Below are 20,151 nucleotides of genomic sequence, written 5' to 3' on the forward strand. Positions count from 1 at the left end.
TATGGCGGCGCGCTTTGCCTTTGGAGGGAGGGGGCTCTCGGGCAGGTCAAATAGCCAGATACTCCTCGCGAAGGGCATCATTTTGCAAAACCTCCTCGGCGGTGCCGTCAAAAACAATGCCGCCCGTATCCAAGATGACAGCGCGATCCGCCAATTTCAGCGCGCGCAAAGCGTTCTGTTCAACGATGATAGTGGTGATCCCTTGTTCCTTGATCAGCGAAAGGGTCTTTTCTATTTCGTCGACAATCACTGGTGCCAAGCCCTCATAGGGTTCATCCAACAACAGAACTTTGATGTCGCGCGCTAGTGCGCGCGCAATCGCCAGCATTTGCTGTTCTCCGCCAGACAACGTGATACCTTCTTGTTTGCGCCGTTCGCCCAAACGTGGAAATAGATCGTAGAGGCGGTCAATCGACCAGCCGATGGGAGGCGCGATCTGCGCGAGTTGCAGGTTTTCTTCAACGGTCAATCCGGGGATGATGCGTCGGTCTTCGGGGACAAGGCCAAGACCTGCAGCGGCCGCCTCATAAGATGACATTTTGTGCAAAGGTTGATGGTCAAGCCAGATTTCCCCCTGAGTGACCATAGGCGAGCCGGTGCGGGCAATAGAGCGCAAGGTTGAGGTTTTCCCCGCACCATTGCGCCCTAACAATGCAAGGATCTCTCCTTCGTGCACGTTAAATGACAAGCCTTGGACAATGTAGCTTTCGCCGTAATAGGCATGCATATCCCAGACAGATAAAAACGCAGGCGTGGAGCGGGGTTTATGATCGCGTAGGATCTCTGATTGTACATTCATATAAGGGCGCTCCTTTAGGCCGTTTCACCAAGATAAGCTTCGCGTACCTTGGGATTGCCGCGAATATTTTCAGGATCATCTTCGACAAGGGGCGTGCCTTGCGCGAGGACAGTGATCCGATTGGCCAGCGAGAACACCACATGCATGTCATGTTCAATGATAGCGATGGTAATATCACGCTGATCAGAGATCTCTTTCAGGAGATCGATGGTGTTATTGGTGTCTGCGCGGGCCATGCCGGCGGTTGGTTCATCCAGCAACAACAGGCGGGGATCCTGACTGAGGCACATGCCAATTTCCAAACGGCGCTTGTCCCCGCGGGATAGGGCAGCTGCATGCATATGTCGCTTATCTGACATGCGCATCTCTTCAAGCATCTGTTCCGCTTTTTGTAGAATATCCTTTTGCTTTTGAACGCCTGGCAAAGCGTTCAGCGTAAAGGCGCCATCCCGTTTTGCAAAACACGGGATCATCATGTTTTCTAGCACCGTGAGATCTCCGAATATTTCCGGTGTTTGAAAGACGCGGCTGATGCCCATTTGATTGATTTCATAGGGCGCACGTCCAAGTACGGATTGCCCGTCAAACATCACAGATCCGCTGTCTGGCATTAATTTGCCCACCAGACAGTTCAGGAGCGTGGATTTTCCTGCGCCATTAGGCCCGATAATGGCGTGGACGGTGTTTTCTTTGACACTTAGGTTCACTTTGCTGAGGGCTTGCAGTCCACCAAAGCGCTTGCCGACATTTTTGACTTCAAGAATGCTCATCTTAAGCGCTCCTATTCTGCGGGTTCGGTTTTGGCGGAAGGGGTGTCTTTGGCTTTGCGGCGATGCAACCATTTTCCAAGACGCTGGCCACCTTCAACAAGGCCACCGGGCAAGAAGATCACAACCAGCATAAACAGAATGCCGAGAGTCAGATGCCAGCCTTTGCCTATGAATGGATGGATCAGGAAGACCACAAAGTCTTCGAGCCCATCCGGCAAGAAAGCGAACCAGCTGTGCAGTACATGGTCATTGATCTTTGAGAAGATGTTTTCAAAGTACTTGATGAATCCGGCCCCCAAAACTGGGCCGATCAATGTGCCAGCACCGCCCAAAATGGTCATCAAAACCACTTCACCTGATGCGGTCCACTGCATCCGTTCCGCTCCGGCAAGCGGATCCACAGCCGAAAGCAGCCCACCTGCAAGACCGGCATACATGCCGGAGATCACAAAAGCGGCCAGCGTATAGGGGCGGGTGTTGAGGCCGGTATAGTTCATGCGCTGCTGGTTGGATTTGACCGCCCGCAACATCAACCCAAAGGGAGAGCGAAAAATACGGATGGCGAGATAAAAGCAAACCAGCATCATCAGAGCGCACAGATAATAGCCCGCATTCAGTTGGAATTCCCATGCGCCGATTTCGAGCTTATGGGTCGCGCGCATCGACAGGCCAAACAGATGTGGCAGGTCCGGCAGGCTATCGCGGTGAAACCATTGGGGATCATTGGCATAAACCTGCAAGCCGGTTTCACCGTTGGTCAGATTGAATTTCGGGTTTGAGAGTACCGAGTAAGCCAATGCAAAGCTCATCTGTGCAAAGGCCAGTGTCAGGATCGAAAAGTAGATCCCAGAGCGGCGCAAGCTGACAAAACCAATGGCCAACGCAAAAATACCTGAGATAATCACCGATAGAACAATGCCGGGAATGACGTTGTAGCCAAGCAGTTTAAACATCCATACGCAGGAATATGATCCAATGCCCAGAAAAGCTGCATGGCCAAAGGATAGGTACCCGGTAAGGCCGAACAGGATGTTGAAACCTATTGCGAAAATGCCAAAGATGACGAATTTCTGCATCAGGTCCGGATAACCTGCATTAAATTGCGCCATCGCTGAAGCTGCCGGAAACGGGTTCAGGATAAAGGGCGCCACGACCACCAGAAAGGCGACGATAAACAGGGATTTGGTGTCTTTTGTATTCAGTCCGAACATGACTTTAGTCCTCCATCACACCTTTTAGCCCCATCAGACCGCGTGGACGGGTCAGCAGAACAACAATGGCGACGACGTAGATGATGATTTGATTGATGCCGGGGAGTGTGGTGGTCGCCCAGGTGGTTGAGGCAAAGCTTTCCAGAACTCCAAGTAGGAAGCCTGCTAAAACTGCGCCGGGTAAAGACCCCATGCCGCCAACAACGACCACGACAAAGCTCAGCACCAGAAAATCCATGCCCATATGGTAGTTGGGTGGATTGATTGGGGTGTACATTACACCAGCCAGTCCCGCGACGGCGGCCGCAATGCCAAACATGATGGTAAAGCGACGGTCAATGTTGATGCCTAACAGACCAACCGTTTCACGATCCGCCATGCCAGCACGGACTACCATTCCAAAAGTGGTGAACTGAAGGAACGCAAAGATAGCGGCGATAATAAGAACGGAGAAGCAGAAATAAACGATGCGCCAAACGGGATAAACGATATCCATTCCGATGATTGCGCCCAGGTTGGCTATTCCATTTAGCGCGTCAGGGGCAGGCGTCTGGATGGGGTTTGCACCGTAGAAATATTTGACAACTTCTTGTAGCACGATGGCTAGCCCAAAGGTGACAAGGATTTGATCGGCATGGGGGCGCTTGTAGAAATGCTTGATCAGCCCACGCTCCATCACAAAGCCGATTGCGATCATGATTGGGATTGCAAACAGAATGGCGAGAGGCACGGACCAGTCTATGATCGCGCCACCGAGGTCTGGCCCAAACCAGCTTTCGATATAGGGTGTTTTTACTTTGAGCGGATTGCCCAAGAAATCTTTCTGGCTTGGGTCAATCGTTTCAAAGCTGAGGTTCAGCAAACGCTGTAGGGTTACCGCGCAAAAGGCACCGATCATAAACAATGCACCATGGGCAAAGTTCACCACGCCCAGCGTGCCAAAGATCAACGTGAGCCCAAGCGCAATCAGCGCATAAGCGGACCCTTTGTCGAGCCCATTTAGAATTTGAAGTAGAAATGCGTCCATAGTCCCCCCACCTTGGGTTGTCTGCGCGCGAAATTTTCAGGAAGAACCTGCCGTGAGCAGGAAAAGACGGGCCGTCTGTTACAGAAGGCCCGTCGATCGGCGAAGTTAAGCGCCTGAATTACACGCGCCCAGATCGCCGCCCGCAAACATCGGGTGATCCGGCGCGTAAGAGACTTGGGCCGCAGGGGTCACTTCAACCACTTCGAGCAGGTCAAATTCGCTGGTTGGGTTTTCTTTACCACGCACCACCAGAACGTCTTTGAAACATTGATGGTCTTCAGCGCGATACAATGTTGGACCATTGCCCAGACCATCAAATTCATAACCTTCCAGCGCTTCTACTACGGCGCAGGGGTTGAACGATCCTGCGCGTGCCACAGCATCTGCATAAAGCAGTGTCTGACAATAGACTGTGTGGGCAGCCTGACTGGGCGGGAAGCCGTATTTGGTGCCAAACGAGCGTACAAAGGCTTTTGAACCCTCATCCTGTAGCGTCCAGTGCCAGTTGGTTGACCCATGAATGCCCTTCACGTTCGCTCCGGCACCTTTTGCCATCAGACGAGAATAAAGCGGAACGACAATTTCAAAGTTTTTGCCGTTTACGACCTTGTCTCGCAGGCCAAATTGTACCGCATTGGTGAGAGAGTTCACCATGTTGCCACCGTAGTGGTTCAAAACCAAAACATCCGCACCAGAGTTCAGCACCGGAGCAATGTAGCTTGAGAAATCAGTCGCTGCGAGCGGTGTGCGAACTTTGTTGGTGGTCTGCCAACCCAGCGACTCTGTTGCGGCTGCAATGGATTCTTCTTGTGTCCAACCCCACGTGTAGTCCGCAGTCAGGTGGTAGGCCGTGCGATCGGTACCATACAGGTTTTTCAAAACTGGCGCGAGGGCAGCCCCTGACATGTAACCATTAAAGAAATGACGGAAGCCATTGGCTTTTTTGTCTTTCCCGGTCGTGTCGTTGGAGTGCGTGAGCCCGGCCATAAAGATAACGCCTGCTTCCTGACACAGGCCTTGGACCGCAATGGCAACACCAGAAGATGACCCGCCTGTGATCATTACAGCGCCATCCTTTTCGATCATCGATTTGGCGGAGGCACGCGCAGCGTCAGATTTGGTTTGAGTGTCGCCAGTGACAAATTCAATTTTCTTACCCAAGATACCGTTGCCCTGCAGGACCTTGGATGAAAACGTGTTCAGCATGCCGCCGTCGCCACCACCGTTTAGGTGCTCAACAGCAAGCTGATATGCGCGCAATTCATCTGCGCCTTCATCGGCATATGGTCCGGTCTGTGGTACATTGAAACCCAGGGTGACGGTGCCGCCGGTTGGTTCATTGGTAAAGGCAGCTGCAGAGGACGCGGTGAAAATCGTTGGCAGAGCCAATCCAGCTGTACCCGCTGCGCCGGATTTCAGGACGCGACGGCGTGAAACTTCGCTTTTAGACATTGAAAACTCCCTATTTTCAGGTTGTTCCGGGCTCCTCACTTCCCTGGAACACAGCACTTCTCGTGCAAGTCAATTATGCGCGAGGCCTGTAAAATTCTGCAATAAAACGCTTGCTATAAAGGATTATTCTGTAAACAACTGAACTGACTTCTGCGATTGGCTGTAAATTTTGTGATACTGCGTCGCAGAAAATACTTGGTAATTTTGCTTATGAATGGGGCGGCGCGCGATGGCACGACAGATGTTAACCGGCAGTCGAATCCGGGAACGGCGAATGATGCTTGGTTTGCGCCAAAGCGACCTTGCACAGCGCGTAAGTATTTCACCTTCTTACTTGAATCTGATCGAACACAACCGGCGCAAAATCGGCGGAAAGCTTTTGGTAGACATCGCTGAGGTTCTCGGTGTTGAGCCGTCGTTGCTGACTGAAGGGGCTGAAGCGACGCTTTTGTCCAGCCTGCGCGAAGCGGGTGCTGATCAGTCCAATCCGATTGCGGAACTGGATCGAGTGGAAGAATTCGCAGGCCGATTTCCCGGATGGGCCGAAGTTTTGATGCGCAATCATGCCCGTATTGTGACGTTAGAGCGGCATGTGCAGACCCTCAGCGATCGTGTCACGCATGATCCACAACTCGCCTCTTCTCTGCATGAGATGTTGTCGACCGCGGCGGCCATTCGTTCCACTGCGGATATTTTGGTCGACAATAAGGATCTGGATGAAAGCTGGCTGGACCGGTTTCATCGGAACCTCAATGAAGATGCGCAGCGGCTGGCGGAAAGCAGCCGCGAACTGGTGTCTTTTCTGGATGAAAACAATGCGCAGGCAGGCGGCCCAGGTTTACCTGCAGATGAGGTGGACCGCTTTCTGAGCGACAATGGGTATCATTTCGCTACGCTTGAAACGGATGAGGAAACCGTTCTCGAAGTCATTGAAAACGCGCCCCAATTGCAGAGCCAGGCCGCACGCCAAATGGCGCAGCGTTTGCTTGTTCAATATGTGAATGATGCCAGATTTATGCCTCTTGAAGAGATGTTGGCAGCAGTTGCAGAGTTTGGGGTCCAACCAGATCGTATTCAGGCCCGTTTTGGAGGGCGTATCCAGCAAGTGCTGCGCCGCTTGGCCTGGTTGCCAGAAGATCGTTTGGGGCAAGAGGTTGGCCTGCTGATGTGTGATGCGTCAGGGGCGATTTTGCTGCACAAACCTATTGGCGGATTTTCTGCGCCCAAATTTGGAGCAGCCTGTCCCTTGTGGCCAGTCTATCAGGCACTTGGTCAGCCACATGTCCCGCTCCATCATGTGTTTCGGCAACATCACGGCCGTGGCGACGCTACGCTCGAAAGTTTTTCATACGCGTGGCAAGCTGGAGAAGCAGGCTTCGAACGGGATCCGCAGTTGCGCGCGGCGATGGTTTTGGTTGCAGCCCCAGAAACTACAAAAGCGCCAATAGATTTGGGCGTAACCTGCCGTTTATGCGATGCTGAACGCTGTACCGCGCGTCGTGAGCCATCGATTTTACGGGAAGGGTTTTGACAGAAGCTAAACCCGTGTCATAGGTTCATCCTTGTTGCCTTTGGGGAGAAGGCGGCCATGTGGGAACAATTCAGGGAGGGATTGTCACCGATGAGCAGACATGTGGTGTTGGTTGAAGACGAACCCAATATTACTGAGGCGATCCGCTTTTTGCTAACGCGAGACGGCTGGGAGGTAGACACACACGCTGATGGCGCATCCGCAACGGCAGTGATCCAATCGGCGCAGCCAGATCTGGTCATACTGGATTTGATGTTGCCGGGCAAAGATGGTCTCGAAATCGTCCGGGAATTACGAGATTGCGAAACCATGCAGGCACTGCCGATTCTGATGCTGACTGCGCGTGGTCAGATGAAAGATCGTGAACGAGCAGAAAAGGCAGGGGTCACGCGGTTTATGACAAAACCGTTCTCAAATCGAGAGGTTTTGACAGCTGTGCGTGATCTTCATGCGCAGGCCAATCAAATAGAGGCCAATCGATGACGGCCCCGGACAGTGATCTGATTCATGCTGAGGGTCGCATTGGGCCGTCTTTTGTCAATCAGCGTACCTATCGGCGGCGGCGGTTGATGGATATGGCACGGCTTTTGCCACTGTTGGGGATCGTGCTATTGATGATCCCGCTCTTGTGGTCTGCTGCAGACGATGCGGATCCAGTAAATATGTCTGACGCTTTTGTTTATATCTACGTTGTGTGGGGCGGGCTGATCGCCCTGAGCCTGTTGTTCACATGGGCCATTCGGCGTTGGGCCCAGCATTGGACAACCGAGCCAACTGGCAAGCCGGAAACGCCATCCGTGCCGCACCATCCGTCAGAGCTCTAATGGCGTCTTTAAATGCGTTGATCTTGGTGTGCCTGCTTTATGTCGCACTGCTGTTCGGTGTTGCTTTTCTTGCGGATCGCGCAGCGCTTCAAGGTCGCAGCGGAAAGTGGATGAAATCACCACTGATCTATACGCTGTCCTTGTCGATCTATTGCACGGGCTGGACATTTTATGGCGCCGTTGGATATGCGGCACGTTCTGGTCTGGAGTTTGCGACGATCTATCTTGGCCCGACGCTGATCATGATCAGTTGGTGGTGGGGGCTGCGAAAGCTTGTGCGCGTTGGCCGCAGTCAACGCATCACCTCAATCGCAGATCTGCTTTCGGCGCGGTACGGTAAGTCAAATGCGCTTGCGATCTGTATTACGCTGCTCGCGGTGGTATCCACGACGCCATATATCGCGTTACAACTTCAGTCGATTACGCTCTCGTTTGAAATTTTTGCGGATGCGGATCCGACAAGCGGTTTTAGCGAACAAAATACTGTATTCTGGGTTGCCTGCGGTCTTGCTGCTTTTGCTATTCTGTTTGGGACGCGAAACTTAAACGCCAATGAACGCCACCATGGAGTGGTGACTGCGGTGGCACTAGAAGCTGTGGTAAAACTGGTCGCGCTTCTTGCCGTTGGTATTTTTGTGGTTTGGGGGATCGCAGGCGGGGTTGAGGCGACGCTTGCGCAGATAGATGCCTCTGCGATTGGCGCATGGCAGGTTATGCCGGGCCGATGGACCACAACTCTCTTTCTCGCAGCGGCAGCTTTTATTTGTTTGCCGCGTATGTTTCAGGTGATGGTGGTGGAGAATGTAGATGAGCGGCACCTGAAACTCGCCTCATGGGCGTTTCCGCTATATCTCTTGTTGATATCTCTCTTTGTGGTGCCGATAGCTGCGGTTGGCCTTCATGTGCTGCCCGATGGGGCCAATCCTGATCTTTTTGTCTTGGCTATCCCGATGCATCAGGGGCAAGACGCGCTGGCAATGCTTGTCTTTTTGGGCGGGTTCTCTTCAGCGACATCTATGGTGATCGTGGCTGCAATGGCGCTTTCTACGATGATGTCGAACCATATCGTTATGCCTTACTGGCTGCGCTATCGTAGCAGTCGTGTGTCCGTCTCAGGAGACGTGCGTAACGTTGTCTTGATCGCGCGACGTCTCTCTATCGCGGCTATCATGGGGCTTGGTTATCTTTATTATGTTCTGTCTGGTGGAGGAACTGCGCTTGCGACAATTGGGCTTGTGGCGTTTGCAGGTGTTTCGCAGCTTTTGCCAGCATTGGTCGGCGGTTTGTTCTGGCGGGGAGCGACACGCAATGGGGCGCTTGCTGGGATCACAATTGGCTTTGTGATTTGGGTTTACAGCCTCTTGCTCCCGGCTCTTGGTGACGGGTTGTTGCCTGCGGATGTGATGGAGCAGGGGCCTTGGGGCGTGGGGTGGCTGCGCCCGCAAGCACTGTTTGGGCTGCATAGCTTGGATCCGATCGTACATGCCGCATTTTGGTCGCTTGGTAGCAATACGCTTATTTTTTGCCTTGTGTCGCTGATGAGCTTTCCAAGCCCGATAGAGCGTTTACAAGGCGCGCAGTTTGTACATGTGTTTGAGCATTCGACTGGTCCAAGGGGCTGGACGGGATCGGTTGCGCAGGCGGAAGATTTAATGGTGATGTCTCAACGGATCTTGGGCGCCAGCGAAGCACAGGCGTTCTTTGATGATGAGCGGAACCGCCAAGGGGTCCGCGGAGGCTTGCCCGAACCTACGCCCGGGTTTTTAGAACGGCTTGAACGGGAACTGAGTGCTTCGATAGGAGCTGCAGCCGCGCACGCGATGATCGGGCAGATTGTCGGAGGTTCATCTGTATCGGTTGAAGATCTGATGGCTGTTGCAGATGAAACGGCCCAGATTTTGGAATATTCAAGTAAATTGGAAACACAGTCTACGGAACTTGCCGATACTGCGCGGCAATTGCGTGACAGCAATGAAAAGCTCACACAGATTTCTGCGCAGAAAGATGCGTTTCTGAGCCAGGTCAGTCATGAATTACGCACTCCGATGACCTCTATTCGCGCGTTTTCTGAAATTCTGCGTGACGTGGAGCAGATGCAAGAGGCGGATCAGAAACGTTACGCAGCAATCATTCACGATGAAAGCCTGCGGCTGACCCGACTTCTAGATGACATATTGGATCTAAGTGTTCTCGAACATGGGCAAGTACAGCTTAATCTACGGTCAGTGGTACTGGCGGACGTTCTGACACGGGCGCAGGCAACTGCCTTGACTGGAATTGCTCAACCAATCGACGTAAAACGCGATGGCGATCGGGAAGAGATCAAGCTTTTCACTGATGCCGACCGACTGGCGCAGGTCTTTATAAACATAATTACCAACGCCCAAAAATACTGCGATGCAGAAAAGCCAGTGCTCAAGATTTCAGTGATGCATACAACAGATTGGATTCACATTGATTTCATTGACAACGGTAAGGGCATCGATAAAGAGCAGAGCCAGTTGGTTTTTGAAAAATTCTCACGTATTCGACCTGAAAATGCAGGCGGCGCAGGGCTGGGACTTGCGATCTGTCGCGAGGTTATGCAGCGTTTAAACGGTGAGATTGAGTATTTTGCTCATACAACAGGCAGTTGTTTCCGAGTATCTGTGCCAATACATCAAGAAATATGATTTCCGCACGGGTCGTAAAGATCTTGGTAACCACCTCAGTTTAAAACGAATTCCGAAGGGGCACGAACAGGTGCAGGCTGGAATCTATGGCAGAAACTGATAAGGCAGATGAAACGGGTGGTGCAGGCAATGTACTGGCACGTAAACTGGCTGCCACAAAGGATGGTACTGGTGGCCTCAGCGGATCGCTGATGCTACGCGCATTGCGCAGGTCTTTGGCCCGTGCGGCCACAGACCTATGTGAGTTGCCGCTTGGGGTCATTGCTGCACGCCAGTGTCAAAGCATACCGGAAGATCTGCCAGATCATCTTGATGACTCGCACTTGCTTATCTTGCTTGACGGTCCGGATAACAGCATTGGTGCTGCGTCACTGGATGCGGCTCTTGTGACGGCGCTTATTCAGCAGCAGACCATGGGGCAGGTGCTCAGCTCTGGTTCGCAAGAACGCAATTACACACAAACGGACGCCGCTATGATGGCGGAATTTTTGGAAACGAGCCTTTCAAAAGTCACAACCGTTTTACAAGATGAGCCCGAGCGCAAGATCTTTGATGGCTACAAGTTTGGCGCACAGATCGAAGAAGTGCGAAAACTGGTTTTGACGCTTGAAGCCGAAGATTATCGCATTATCCGCGTCAATGTAGATCTGGCTGGTGGTCAGATGCAGGGCGAATTGGTGCTGATCTTGCCTGAGCCGCAACCCGATAGTGACGATGCGCTGAGCGGCGAGGGATTGTCGCTGGCGGCGAGCATGGGATCAATGCGTGCAGAATTGAGCGCGGTTCTCTGTAAAATGCGTGTTCCACTGAATGAGCTCTCAGCCTTGAATGTTGGTGATATGCTGCCTTTGGATCAGGCATTTCTGTATGAAACTGATATGCAGACCATTTCAGGGCAATCAATTGTACAAGGTCGTTTAGGGCAGATGAATGGGGCACGTGCTGTACGTATGAATGTCCCCAAAACCAAACTGGTTTCTGATTTGGACGATACATCGGCCTTTGGAGATGGTATCGGTGTAGGGGCTGCATTACCCGCGGATGAGCCACCGACATTGGATTTGGAGATTGCAGCACAAGGTTTGCAGGATCCAATGGAGATGGGCGGTGATCTTGCTGGTGGTCTGGATGCGCTAGGCGGTGATCTTGCGAGTGAAATCACTGATGATCTCTCTGGTGGCCTTGACGGGCTCGCAGATGATTTGATGGCCGACCTTGGTGATTTGCCGCCGTTGGAAGGGGGGCTTGGTGATCTTTCCACGGATGAGGCCGCTCTTGAGATCACCGAACTGGCTGGACTGGACAGTCTCGAAACCTAATGGCCTGCCACATCAAAACTCGGACAGAAGGCTGGTAAAACGTCGCCTTGTCCGAGGTGAAGTTATCTTTGGCTGGCTAAATTTTGAAGCGTTGGGCGCAGCCCTTCCAGATCATACCCGGCCTCAGACGTTGTAGCGAGAATCTCATCCGCACTTAGGGTTTCAGCTTCAGCGAGCGCCCAAACAACAGAGCAACGGGTCCCAGACGCGCAGTATGCCAGAACCGGGCCAGGGCAGTTTTCATAAAGCGCACGTTGCTGCGCAACATTGACAGCATTCATGGTTTGATGGGTCAGCGCAAGCTCTTCAAATTGTAGGCCTGCTGCTTCTACCGCTGCACGCAACGAGGCCGCCTGATGACTTGGAGGAACCTCTACATCCGGGCGGTTACATATAACCGTTTTGTATCCAGCCGCTACAATCGCGGGCACATCGTCAACCGAAATTTGCGGAGAGACTGAGTAGCGGGGGGTAAGTGTACGTGCATCCATGAGCATCTGTTTACGCGTTTGTTGAAAGGGGGTCCAGTTGCAACAGACACAGTATGCGAGAACATGTCATTCTCGCACTGAAAGTGCGAAATCACATTCAAACATCGATGAAATTCTTTGCAGTTGAGACGTTGAATTGTGCAATTTTCGCTGTCTTTGAACAATTGGAACGAACTGGCTCAAAATTCAGCAAAACGTCCAATAAAACATAGGGTAAGGCGAAAATCTTACTTGTTCTTCTCTGTGCTTTCCATGTTGAATAGGTGCAATCGCTCAGTTCATTTGCAATGAGCATAATGCAGCACAGTTGCTTTACATTAAATGAGTGATCGGCCTGAAAAAGAGTGGAGGGAGGACACTTATGACCACCAATGAACTACTCACCGCAGCTGAGACGCTGGAACGCAAGATCCTGTCCGTGACCGAAGATGGACGACTTGGATTTCATACCGAGTATCAGGATATTTTGCGACGCATTCGCGCAGGCGGCGCAAGCGTCCCTCAGCGTCTACGCAGGTTGGAACAAAATCTTGCGGAACAAGCCGCAGAGCAGATGTTTGATAACATGCCAATCTGAGAATTGACTGCTCATCCGCTCTACGCCTCAGGGCGAACAACCGTGTAAGATGTTTTCTAGTTTATGTCAGAAATAGACCTAGCATCACTAAGATAAGACCAAAAACAGATAGAAATAGCGTTCCTAGATTGTAGGGAATAAGAGCTTGAACCTCAGTGCGCAAATCGTCGTCGCTGAGGTTCTTACGTTTCGCTTGAGCGACTTTGAAAATGCACCAGAACAGGCCTAGCATTCCGGCCAACGTCATAGCGGTTCCGATCCAGACCAGACTTTGCAGCATAAGTGCGTTCCTTCGTGTAAATCTTAGCCCTGCGTTACGCGGTCTGAGCACACATCGCAAGCAATTTAGATTCCGCGTTCATCGGCTATTGCGATGGTCGGGAGCCACCTGTATCTGCGAAGCTGGAATTTTCACTGAGCAGTGTGTGAACGGAGCCGAAGATGGACATCACCGAAGACGAAAAAAGCGAAAACTATCGTGTGACCGCAGGCGAACTGCGCCAGTTCGTTGAACGGTTTGAACGTTTGGACGAAGAGAAAAAAGCAATTGCTGAACAGCAGAAAGAGGTCATGAGTGAGGCCAAGGGCCGTGGGTATGACACCAAGGTGATCCGCAAGCTGATTGCGCTGCGCAAGCGGGACGAGAATGACATCGCTGAAGAAGAAGCTGTACTTGAAATGTACAAAGAGGCACTTGGCATGTCCTGACCCTAAAGTTCTGGGTAAATCTTAAAACCACAGTTGCTGAGCCAGCTGTGGTTTTTTTGTATTTTGCCTTTGGAGCATTTGATTTTGAGCCATCTGCATAAATTTCTTGCGAATTATGCGCGCGGTTTTTTGGGCGCAATAGGGGAATATTTCGCGAATATTTAAAAGCAACAGAGAGTTACGCTGGTTTTGTGATCCTGATGCAAAGAATTAAGGCGTTCAGAAAAAATTTTACCAGTTGATAAAAAAATTAATCGTGGCACTCTATGGGCAGAAAAACAGTTCAGGGAGACACCCAATGGCACAAGGCCATCAGGCATCTGGCATTCAGGCGGGACGACTGGCCGCGTCTGATATTGCTGAGAACTTTGCCGATCTGCATCCAGCTTACGAAACTCATGAAGCAATGGTGGCTGCTGATCGCTGCTACTTCTGTCATGATGCTCCATGTATGACAGCATGCCCCACATCCATTGATATTCCGCAGTTCATTCGCGAAATTCAGGGTGGGCATCCTGAAAGTGCTGCGCGTACCATTCTGGATCAGAATATTTTGGGCGGCATGTGCGCTCGCGTTTGCCCAACTGAAACCCTGTGTGAACAGGTCTGTGTGCGTGAGGTTGCAGAAGGCAAACCCGTCGAAATCGGGCGGTTACAGCGGTATGCGACGGATGCGCTTATGGCGTGCGGTGTACATCCCTTTGATCGCGCAGAACCAACCGGTAAACGCATCGCCGTTGTTGGGGCGGGTCCTGCGGGCTTGTCTGCGGCACATCGCCTTGCGATGCTTGGGCATGATGTCGAACTGTTTGAAGGTCAGCCCAAAGCGGGCGGCTTGAATGAATTTGGTATCGCGGCCTATAAATCGACCAATGATTTCGCCGCAGCTGAAGTCGACTGGCTGTTGCAGATCGGTGGGATCACTGTGACCTATGGCAAGACACTGGGCGGGGATCTTAACCTCGAACAGTTGAAGAGTGATTATGATGCTGTTTTCCTATCAATTGGTCTTGGGGGCGTGAATGCTTTGCGGGCTGAGGGGGAAGACCTTGCCGGTGTTGCTGATGCGGTCGATTTCATTGCAAAATTGCGCCAGTCTGATGATCTGAGCACATTGCCTGTCGGCCGTGATGTTGTGGTTATTGGTGGAGGCATGACGGCGGTTGATGCGGCAGTGCAGTCAAAGCTGCTGGGGGCTGAAAATGTCACCATTGCATATCGTCGTGATCAAAGCGCCATGGGGGCAAGCCGGTTTGAACAAGACCTGGCTGCAACCAAAGGCGTGAAACTGATGTTCAATGTGATGCCTAAGGCGGTTCTAGGGACAAATAGCGCTGAAGAGGTTGAGCTTGAACGGACCGAGATCAAAGAAGGTCGTGTTACCGGAACCGGTGAGACACTACGTCTTAAGGCAGATCAAGTGTTTAAAGCCATTGGTCAGACCCTTGAAGGTCAACCAGAGGCGGTTGAATTGAGCGGCGGCAAAATCAAGGTTGATGCACAGGGCAAAACCTCTGTGTCCGGTGTTTGGGCAGGAGGCGATTGTGCATCTGGTGGAGAAGATCTGACTGTGACCGCAGTTGCCGAAGGGCGCGATGCCGCCATGGATATTCATCAAAGCCTGATGGGCTAAGCCAATCCAAGGTGTGATTTCACGCCTGGACCAGCATGAGAAGGAGCTTATAGATGGCTGACCTTACAACAGAATTTCTGGGAATTAAGTCTCCCAACCCCTTTTGGCTGGCTTCAGCACCGCCAACTGACAAAGAGTACAATGTTCGCCGCGCCTTTGAGGCCGGCTGGGGCGGTGTCGTCTGGAAAACACTTGGCTCTGAAGGCCCGCCAGTCGTCAACGTAAACGGCCCCCGCTACGGAGCAATCTGGGGTGCCGATCGGCGTTTGTTGGGGCTGAACAATATTGAGCTGATCACAGATCGCTCGCTTGAAACCAATCTCGAAGAAATCACGCGCGTCAAAAAGGATTACCCTGACCGGGCTGTGATTGTGTCAATCATGGTGCCCTGCGAAGAGCAGGCCTGGAAAGACATCCTGCCACGGGTTGAGGCCACTGGCGCTGATGGGATCGAGCTGAACTTTGGCTGTCCGCATGGGATGGCTGAACGTGGGATGGGTTCTGCTGTTGGTCAAGTCCCTGAATATATTCAGATGGTTACAGAGTGGTGCAAACAGTATTACTCCAAGCCTGTGATTGTGAAGCTCACGCCCAATATCACAGATATCCGTTATCCTGCGCGGGCTGCCAAAACTGGTGGTGCTGATGCGGTGAGCCTGATTAACACCATCAATTCAATCACGTCAGTGAACCTAGATTCCATGGCACCCGAGCCCACCATTGGCGGCAAAGGCACCCATGGCGGATATTGTGGCCCTGCGGTGAAACCGATTGCGTTGAATATGGTTGCGGAAATTGCGCGCTGTCCACAAACCCATGGCATGCCAATATCGGCAATCGGTGGCGTAACCACCTGGAAAGATGCAGCCGAATTTATCGCAATGGGCGCAGGCAATGTTCAGGTCTGTACTGCGGCGATGACTTATGGGTTTAAAGTGGTTCAGGAAATGATCACGGGTCTGTCTGCATGGATGGATGAAAAAGGTCACAGCTCGATCCAAGATTTCATGGGATCTGCAGTGCCAAATGTCACGGACTGGCAATATCTTGATCTGAACTACGTGACGAAAGCTAAGATCAGCCAGGATGACTGCATCAAATGCGGTCGTTGCTTTGCTGCTTGTGAAGACACTTCTCACCAAGCGATTGAGATGAGCGAAGATCGTGTCTTTACCGTCAAAGATGATGAATGCGTTGCCTGTAATCTGTGCGTTAACGTCTGCCCCATCGAAGGCTGTATCACCATGGAGGAAGTCCCAGCAGGTGAGATTGATTTACGGACCGGCGAAGTTGTTTCCGCAGATCATGGGGATTGGACAACACACCCCAATAACCCTTCGGTTACAGCTGCAGAGTGATCATTACACAACTTTAAAGTAACGAGAAAAGCCCGCCATAATGGTGGGCTTTTTAGCTTGGTTGAAGCAAGCGCCTGAAAATGGTTTCAAGATGATGTGGGGCTGCATCATAGGGATCTTCGGCCCCCATGAGCGTTCGCACCTGTATATCAAAATCCGCATAGTGCTGCGTCAGGGCCCAGATCGAAAACATCAAATGTTTAGGGTGGCTTTGATTGAGCTGTCCTGCATCCATCCAGCCTTGAATAACAAGCGCTTTTTCTTCAACGAGGTCTTTCAATTCAGTTGCTAGCGTTTCCAACATGCGTGGAGCGCCTTGAACGATTTCATTTGCGAAAAGACGGCTTTCTCTGGGAAATTCGCGGCTCATTTGCAGTTTGCGATCAACATATGACAGGATTTCGGTCATCGGATCACCATCGGATTGCATTTCGCGCAATGGGTCCAGCCAGGTGTCCATCAGATTGGACATCAACGCCGTAAACATCTCTTCTTTGGAGGGGTAATAATACAGTAAATTGGGTTTGCTCAGTCCTGAGGCTTTGGCAATTTGATCAACAGTTGAGCCCCTGAAGCCATGCGCTGAAAACACATCCAGTGCAGCGTCCAGTATTGCGGCGCGATTTTTTTTCTGAATTCGGGTCTCTTTACGTCCCTTGGTGGGGGAATTTGCCTGCGGCATAATACGAAATCTGCTCCGTTTCTGTGCGTTTTGAGCAATTTGCGCTCTAGACGCCCGATTTTATGACATAGCGCCGGAAGGTGAGATAAAACCAGCTATCTTTTGCTTCATTTTCTTGACTGGTTGCCCTCTCGTGATAGCTTGAGTTTGACCAGTTGGTCAAATCCGTGAAAACAACGGAAACCAACGACCGGGGTGATCTTTCATCCCTATAAGATAGCCAGCTAACACAGGTCATGCCAGATCATCCGTAAGAGATGGCGCATGATCTCCGGGAGGACGCTCGCGATGACAGCGCTTGGACAGAATTTAAAAATCGATGCGGATCGGCTGTGGGACAGCCTGATGGAAATGGCCAAGGTGGGGCCTGGTGTTGCAGGTGGCAACAATCGCCAGACTTTGACTGACGAAGACGCAGAAGGGCGGGCGCTGTTCCAATCTTGGTGTGAGGCTGCAGGCTGTAGCATGGGCCTTGATCAGATGGGCAATATGTTCGCGCGCCGCGAAGGAACCGACCCTGACGCCTTGCCCGTATATGTCGGATCTCACCTTGATACCCAGCCAACAGGTGGGAAATATGATGGGGTGCTGGGGGTCCTGTCTGGATTGGAATTGATCCGATCGTTGAACGATATGGATGTCAAAACAAAGCATCCGATTGTGGTGACCAACTTTACCAACGAAGAAGGGACACGTTTTGCGCCAGCCATGCTGTCGTCTGGGGTGTTCGCTGGAATTCACACGCAGGATTGGGCCTACGCGCGCGAAGATGCCGAGGGCAAAACATTTGGGGATGAGCTAAAACGCATTGGGTGGTGCGGAGACGAAGAGGTTGGCGCGCGTAAGATGCACGCTTTCTTTGAATTCCATATTGAACAAGGCCCCATTCTAGAAGCTGAAGGCAAAGACATTGGTGTCGTGACCCATGGTCAGGGACTAAGCTGGACTGAAATCACCATCACTGGCAAAGACGCACATACCGGATCAACACCAATGCCGATGCGCCGCAACGCCGGTCTGGCAATGGCGCGCGTGCTTGAGGCGGTTGATGAAATTGCATTAAGTCATGCGCCCCATGCCGTTGGGGCAGCGGGTCATATCGATGTTTATCCAAACTCGCGCAATGTGATACCCGGTAAGGTGGTGTTCACGGTGGATTTCCGCAGCCCGGATTTGGATGTTATTACAGATATGGAGGCTCGGCTACGGGTTGCAGCTGATAAGATTGCGGCAGAGATGGGGGTTGATATCGCATATGAAAAGGTTGGTGGTTTTGATCCGGTGGCCTTTGATGAGGGCTGCGTAACAGCTGTGCGTGATGCCGCCGAACGGCTGGGTTTCTCGCATCGGGATATCATTTCAGGCGCAGGTCATGATGCCTGCTGGATCAACCGGGTTGCACCAACAGCAATGGTCATGTGCCCCTGTGTGGACGGATTGAGCCACAATGAAGCAGAAGAAATCAGCAAAGAATGGGCTGCTGCGGGTACCAATGTGCTGTTGCATGCGGTTGTCGAAACAGCGGGTATCGTAGCCTAGTCCGCGATAGATATGTCCTTACTAAAGCGTGATAAAACGCAAAAAGGACAACGCATATTAAATGCGGCGAAACAGGGAGTTTGAAGATGAGCAAGGTCATCAAGAACGGCACAATCGTGACCGCCGACTTAACCTACAAGGCAGATGTGCTGATCGACGGCGGGCAGATTATTGAGATCGGCGCCAACTTGAACGGCGACGAGGAGCTGGATGCGACTGGGTGCTATGTGATGCCAGGCGGGATTGATCCGCACACCCACCTGGAAATGCCATTTATGGGCACTTATTCCTCGGATGATTTTGAAAGTGGCACGCGTGCGGCATTGGCCGGTGGCACCACGATGGTCGTGGACTTCGCGCTTCCTAATCCGGGCGAGAGCCTGCTTGATGCGCTTAAACGATGGGACAATAAATCCACACGTGCGAATTGTGATTATTCCTTCCATATGGCTGTGACCTGGTGGGGGGAACAGGTCTTTGAAGACATGAAAACAGTCATTGAAACACGCGGCATCAACACGTTTAAGCATTTCATGGCTTATAAAGGCGCGTTGATGGTCAATGATGATGAGCTGTACGCTTCGTTCCAGCGCCTGTCAGAGCTTGGCGGCATTGCGATGGTCCATGCTGAAAATGGGGATGTCGTCGCAGAGCTTTCTGCGAAACTGTTGGCTGAGGGCAATACTGGCCCAGAAGCACATGCCTATTCCCGTCCTCCGCAGGTGGAAGGAGAGGCCACCAATCGCGCTATCATGATCGCAGATATGGCGGGTGTTCCGCTCTATGTCGTTCACACCTCGTGTGAAGAGGCGCATGAGGCTATTCGCCGTGCGCGCATGCAGGGCAAGCGTGTCTGGGGTGAGCCACTAATCCAACACCTTACTTTGGACGAAAGCGAATACTTCAATTCAGATTGGGATCACGCGGCGCGTCGGGTAATGTCACCGCCGTTTCGTAACAAACAGCATCAAGATAGCCTGTGGGCTGGGCTGCAATCTGGCTCTCTTTCGGTGGTGGCCACGGATCATTGCGCCTTTACAACGGAACAAAAACGTTCAGGCGTTGGCGATTTTACCAAGATCCCAAATGGCACGGGCGGTCTGGAAGACCGGATGCCGATGCTGTGGACGCATGGGGTTGAAACAGGCCGATTGACGCCAAATGAATTTGTGGCTGTAACCTCAACCAACATTGCTAAAATTCTGAATTGTTACCCGAAAAAGGGAGCTGTTCTGGCCGGCGCGGATGCGGATTTGGTGGTTTGGGACCCGAATAAAACCAAGACACTTTCGGCCAGCAGCCAACAATCCGCCATCGACTATAATGTGTTTGAAGGTCATGCGGTCAAAGGTTTGCCGCGCTATACACTGACCCGTGGTCACGTTGCCGTTGAAGATGGCACGATGAGCTGTCAGGAAGGACACGGAAAGTTTGTGGAGCGCGAAGCGAACTCTACTTTGAATAAAGCGCTGAGCACTTGGAAAGAGCTGACTGCGCCGCGCCCTGTTGAACGCAGCGGTATCCCGGCGACAGGCGTGTGATCGAACAGTGGGGCGGA

General features: G+C 52.0%; 19 protein-coding genes. 11 read left to right on the forward strand and 8 right to left on the reverse strand.

Features of this window, described 5'->3' with window-relative positions; all coding sequences use genetic code 11:
• Positions 1-46 precede the first annotated feature (46 nt).
• The 5 genes from BLP79_RS04430 to BLP79_RS04450 all read right to left on the reverse strand — a co-directional run bounded on the left by BLP79_RS04430 (position 47) and on the right by BLP79_RS04450 (position 5,259).
• Complete coding sequence (locus tag BLP79_RS04430) at positions 47-799, reverse strand: ABC transporter ATP-binding protein (RefSeq protein WP_090216712.1); 753 nt, start codon at positions 797-799, stop codon at positions 47-49.
• A 14-nt stretch (positions 800-813) separates the two neighbouring features.
• Entirely contained in the window at positions 814-1,569 is a 756-nt protein-coding gene (locus tag BLP79_RS04435; protein ID WP_090216714.1) for an ABC transporter ATP-binding protein, read from the reverse strand.
• 11 nt (positions 1,570-1,580) lie between these two features.
• Positions 1,581-2,780, reverse strand: a complete 1,200-nt coding sequence (locus BLP79_RS04440; RefSeq protein ID WP_090216716.1) for a branched-chain amino acid ABC transporter permease — start codon at positions 2,778-2,780, stop codon at positions 1,581-1,583.
• Between the two features lie 4 nt (positions 2,781-2,784).
• Positions 2,785-3,807: a branched-chain amino acid ABC transporter permease gene (locus BLP79_RS04445; protein ID WP_090216718.1), complete on the reverse strand. Its 1,023-nt coding sequence runs from the start codon at positions 3,805-3,807 to the stop codon at positions 2,785-2,787.
• Positions 3,808-3,912: 105 nt separating this feature from the next.
• Positions 3,913-5,259 carry a substrate-binding protein gene (locus BLP79_RS04450; protein ID WP_090216720.1) on the reverse strand — a complete coding sequence of 449 codons (1,347 nt, stop codon included), beginning with the start codon at positions 5,257-5,259 and terminating at the stop codon, positions 3,913-3,915.
• Between the two features lie 229 nt (positions 5,260-5,488).
• Here BLP79_RS04450 and BLP79_RS04455 point away from each other — a divergent pair, with 229 nt between their 5' ends.
• From BLP79_RS04455 to BLP79_RS04475, 5 genes are all read left to right on the forward strand, one after another.
• Positions 5,489-6,790 carry a helix-turn-helix domain-containing protein gene (locus BLP79_RS04455; RefSeq protein WP_090216952.1) on the forward strand — a complete coding sequence of 434 codons (1,302 nt, stop codon included), beginning with the start codon at positions 5,489-5,491 and terminating at the stop codon, positions 6,788-6,790.
• A 90-nt stretch (positions 6,791-6,880) separates the two neighbouring features.
• The gene (locus tag BLP79_RS04460; protein ID WP_090216722.1) at positions 6,881-7,273 is read left to right on the forward strand and encodes a response regulator transcription factor; all 393 of its coding nucleotides are present in this window, start codon (positions 6,881-6,883) and stop codon (positions 7,271-7,273) included.
• A complete protein-coding gene (locus BLP79_RS04465) occupies positions 7,270-7,614 on the forward strand; it encodes a hypothetical protein (protein ID WP_090216724.1) in 345 nt (114 codons plus the stop codon). Before BLP79_RS04460 ends, BLP79_RS04465 begins: the two co-directional genes overlap by 4 nt.
• Positions 7,614-10,286 carry an ATP-binding protein gene (locus BLP79_RS04470; protein ID WP_090216726.1) on the forward strand — a complete coding sequence of 891 codons (2,673 nt, stop codon included), beginning with the start codon at positions 7,614-7,616 and terminating at the stop codon, positions 10,284-10,286. The genes BLP79_RS04465 and BLP79_RS04470 overlap by 1 nt, the downstream gene beginning before the upstream one ends.
• Before the next feature lie 86 nt (positions 10,287-10,372).
• Complete coding sequence (locus BLP79_RS04475; RefSeq protein ID WP_090216728.1) at positions 10,373-11,605, forward strand: FliM/FliN family flagellar motor C-terminal domain-containing protein; 1,233 nt, start codon at positions 10,373-10,375, stop codon at positions 11,603-11,605.
• A 62-nt stretch (positions 11,606-11,667) separates the two neighbouring features.
• Here the strand turns inward: BLP79_RS04475 and BLP79_RS04480 are convergent, their stop codons facing one another.
• Positions 11,668-12,096 (reverse strand): protein tyrosine phosphatase family protein, encoded by a 429-nt coding sequence (locus BLP79_RS04480; RefSeq protein WP_090216730.1) that lies wholly within the window; start codon positions 12,094-12,096, stop codon positions 11,668-11,670.
• 361 nt (positions 12,097-12,457) lie between these two features.
• Here BLP79_RS04480 and BLP79_RS04485 point away from each other — a divergent pair, with 361 nt between their 5' ends.
• Entirely contained in the window at positions 12,458-12,673 is a 216-nt protein-coding gene (locus tag BLP79_RS04485) for a hypothetical protein (RefSeq protein WP_090216732.1), read from the forward strand.
• A 61-nt stretch (positions 12,674-12,734) separates the two neighbouring features.
• Here BLP79_RS04485 and BLP79_RS04490 read toward each other — a convergent pair whose 3' ends face one another.
• The gene (locus BLP79_RS04490; RefSeq protein ID WP_090216733.1) at positions 12,735-12,953 is read right to left on the reverse strand and encodes a hypothetical protein; all 219 of its coding nucleotides are present in this window, start codon (positions 12,951-12,953) and stop codon (positions 12,735-12,737) included.
• Positions 12,954-13,114: 161 nt separating this feature from the next.
• Here BLP79_RS04490 and BLP79_RS04495 point away from each other — a divergent pair, with 161 nt between their 5' ends.
• The 3 genes from BLP79_RS04495 to preA all read left to right on the forward strand — a co-directional run bounded on the left by BLP79_RS04495 (position 13,115) and on the right by preA (position 16,372).
• Positions 13,115-13,381, forward strand: a complete 267-nt coding sequence (locus tag BLP79_RS04495; protein ID WP_090216735.1) for a DUF2312 domain-containing protein — start codon at positions 13,115-13,117, stop codon at positions 13,379-13,381.
• Between the two features lie 298 nt (positions 13,382-13,679).
• Positions 13,680-15,014, forward strand: coding sequence for an NAD(P)-dependent oxidoreductase (locus tag BLP79_RS04500; protein WP_090216737.1), 1,335 nt, complete (start codon positions 13,680-13,682; stop codon positions 15,012-15,014).
• A 53-nt stretch (positions 15,015-15,067) separates the two neighbouring features.
• Positions 15,068-16,372, forward strand: coding sequence for an NAD-dependent dihydropyrimidine dehydrogenase subunit PreA (preA, locus tag BLP79_RS04505; protein WP_090216739.1), 1,305 nt, complete (start codon positions 15,068-15,070; stop codon positions 16,370-16,372).
• A 52-nt stretch (positions 16,373-16,424) separates the two neighbouring features.
• Here preA and BLP79_RS04510 read toward each other — a convergent pair whose 3' ends face one another.
• Positions 16,425-17,054, reverse strand: coding sequence for a TetR family transcriptional regulator C-terminal domain-containing protein (locus tag BLP79_RS04510; protein ID WP_090216741.1), 630 nt, complete (start codon positions 17,052-17,054; stop codon positions 16,425-16,427).
• A gap of 288 nt (positions 17,055-17,342) precedes the next feature.
• Between BLP79_RS04510 and BLP79_RS04515 the strand changes: the two genes are divergently transcribed.
• Positions 17,343-18,593: a Zn-dependent hydrolase gene (locus BLP79_RS04515; protein ID WP_090216743.1), complete on the forward strand. Its 1,251-nt coding sequence runs from the start codon at positions 17,343-17,345 to the stop codon at positions 18,591-18,593.
• A gap of 86 nt (positions 18,594-18,679) precedes the next feature.
• Positions 18,680-20,134, forward strand: coding sequence for a dihydropyrimidinase (gene hydA / locus BLP79_RS04520; RefSeq protein ID WP_090216745.1), 1,455 nt, complete (start codon positions 18,680-18,682; stop codon positions 20,132-20,134).
• Positions 20,135-20,151: the final 17 nt, after the last annotated feature.

Origin of the sequence: Epibacterium ulvae, assembly GCF_900102795.1 — a bacterium.
Taxonomy (GTDB): domain Bacteria; phylum Pseudomonadota; class Alphaproteobacteria; order Rhodobacterales; family Rhodobacteraceae; genus Epibacterium; species Epibacterium ulvae.

Excerpts from the sequence above, each read along its gene's own strand:
- BLP79_RS04430 (WP_090216712.1), bottom strand. The coding sequence starts at position 799 with ATGAATGTACAATCAGAGATCCTACGCGATCATAAACCCCGCTCCACG.
- BLP79_RS04435 (WP_090216714.1), bottom strand. The coding sequence starts at position 1,569 with ATGAGCATTCTTGAAGTCAAAAATGTCGGCAAGCGCTTTGGTGGACTG.
- BLP79_RS04440 (WP_090216716.1), bottom strand. The coding sequence starts at position 2,780 with ATGTTCGGACTGAATACAAAAGACACCAAATCCCTGTTTATCGTCGCC.
- BLP79_RS04445 (WP_090216718.1), bottom strand. The coding sequence starts at position 3,807 with ATGGACGCATTTCTACTTCAAATTCTAAATGGGCTCGACAAAGGGTCC.
- BLP79_RS04450 (WP_090216720.1), bottom strand. The coding sequence starts at position 5,259 with ATGTCTAAAAGCGAAGTTTCACGCCGTCGCGTCCTGAAATCCGGCGCA.
- BLP79_RS04455 (WP_090216952.1), top strand. The coding sequence starts at position 5,489 with ATGGCACGACAGATGTTAACCGGCAGTCGAATCCGGGAACGGCGAATG.
- BLP79_RS04460 (WP_090216722.1), top strand. The coding sequence starts at position 6,881 with ATGAGCAGACATGTGGTGTTGGTTGAAGACGAACCCAATATTACTGAG.
- BLP79_RS04465 (WP_090216724.1), top strand. The coding sequence starts at position 7,270 with ATGACGGCCCCGGACAGTGATCTGATTCATGCTGAGGGTCGCATTGGG.
- BLP79_RS04470 (WP_090216726.1), top strand. The coding sequence starts at position 7,614 with ATGGCGTCTTTAAATGCGTTGATCTTGGTGTGCCTGCTTTATGTCGCA.
- BLP79_RS04475 (WP_090216728.1), top strand. The coding sequence starts at position 10,373 with ATGGCAGAAACTGATAAGGCAGATGAAACGGGTGGTGCAGGCAATGTA.
- BLP79_RS04480 (WP_090216730.1), bottom strand. The coding sequence starts at position 12,096 with ATGGATGCACGTACACTTACCCCCCGCTACTCAGTCTCTCCGCAAATT.
- BLP79_RS04485 (WP_090216732.1), top strand. The coding sequence starts at position 12,458 with ATGACCACCAATGAACTACTCACCGCAGCTGAGACGCTGGAACGCAAG.
- BLP79_RS04490 (WP_090216733.1), bottom strand. The coding sequence starts at position 12,953 with ATGCTGCAAAGTCTGGTCTGGATCGGAACCGCTATGACGTTGGCCGGA.
- BLP79_RS04495 (WP_090216735.1), top strand. The coding sequence starts at position 13,115 with ATGGACATCACCGAAGACGAAAAAAGCGAAAACTATCGTGTGACCGCA.
- BLP79_RS04500 (WP_090216737.1), top strand. The coding sequence starts at position 13,680 with ATGGCACAAGGCCATCAGGCATCTGGCATTCAGGCGGGACGACTGGCC.
- preA (WP_090216739.1), top strand. The coding sequence starts at position 15,068 with ATGGCTGACCTTACAACAGAATTTCTGGGAATTAAGTCTCCCAACCCC.
- BLP79_RS04510 (WP_090216741.1), bottom strand. The coding sequence starts at position 17,054 with ATGCCGCAGGCAAATTCCCCCACCAAGGGACGTAAAGAGACCCGAATT.
- BLP79_RS04515 (WP_090216743.1), top strand. The coding sequence starts at position 17,343 with ATGACAGCGCTTGGACAGAATTTAAAAATCGATGCGGATCGGCTGTGG.
- hydA (WP_090216745.1), top strand. The coding sequence starts at position 18,680 with ATGAGCAAGGTCATCAAGAACGGCACAATCGTGACCGCCGACTTAACC.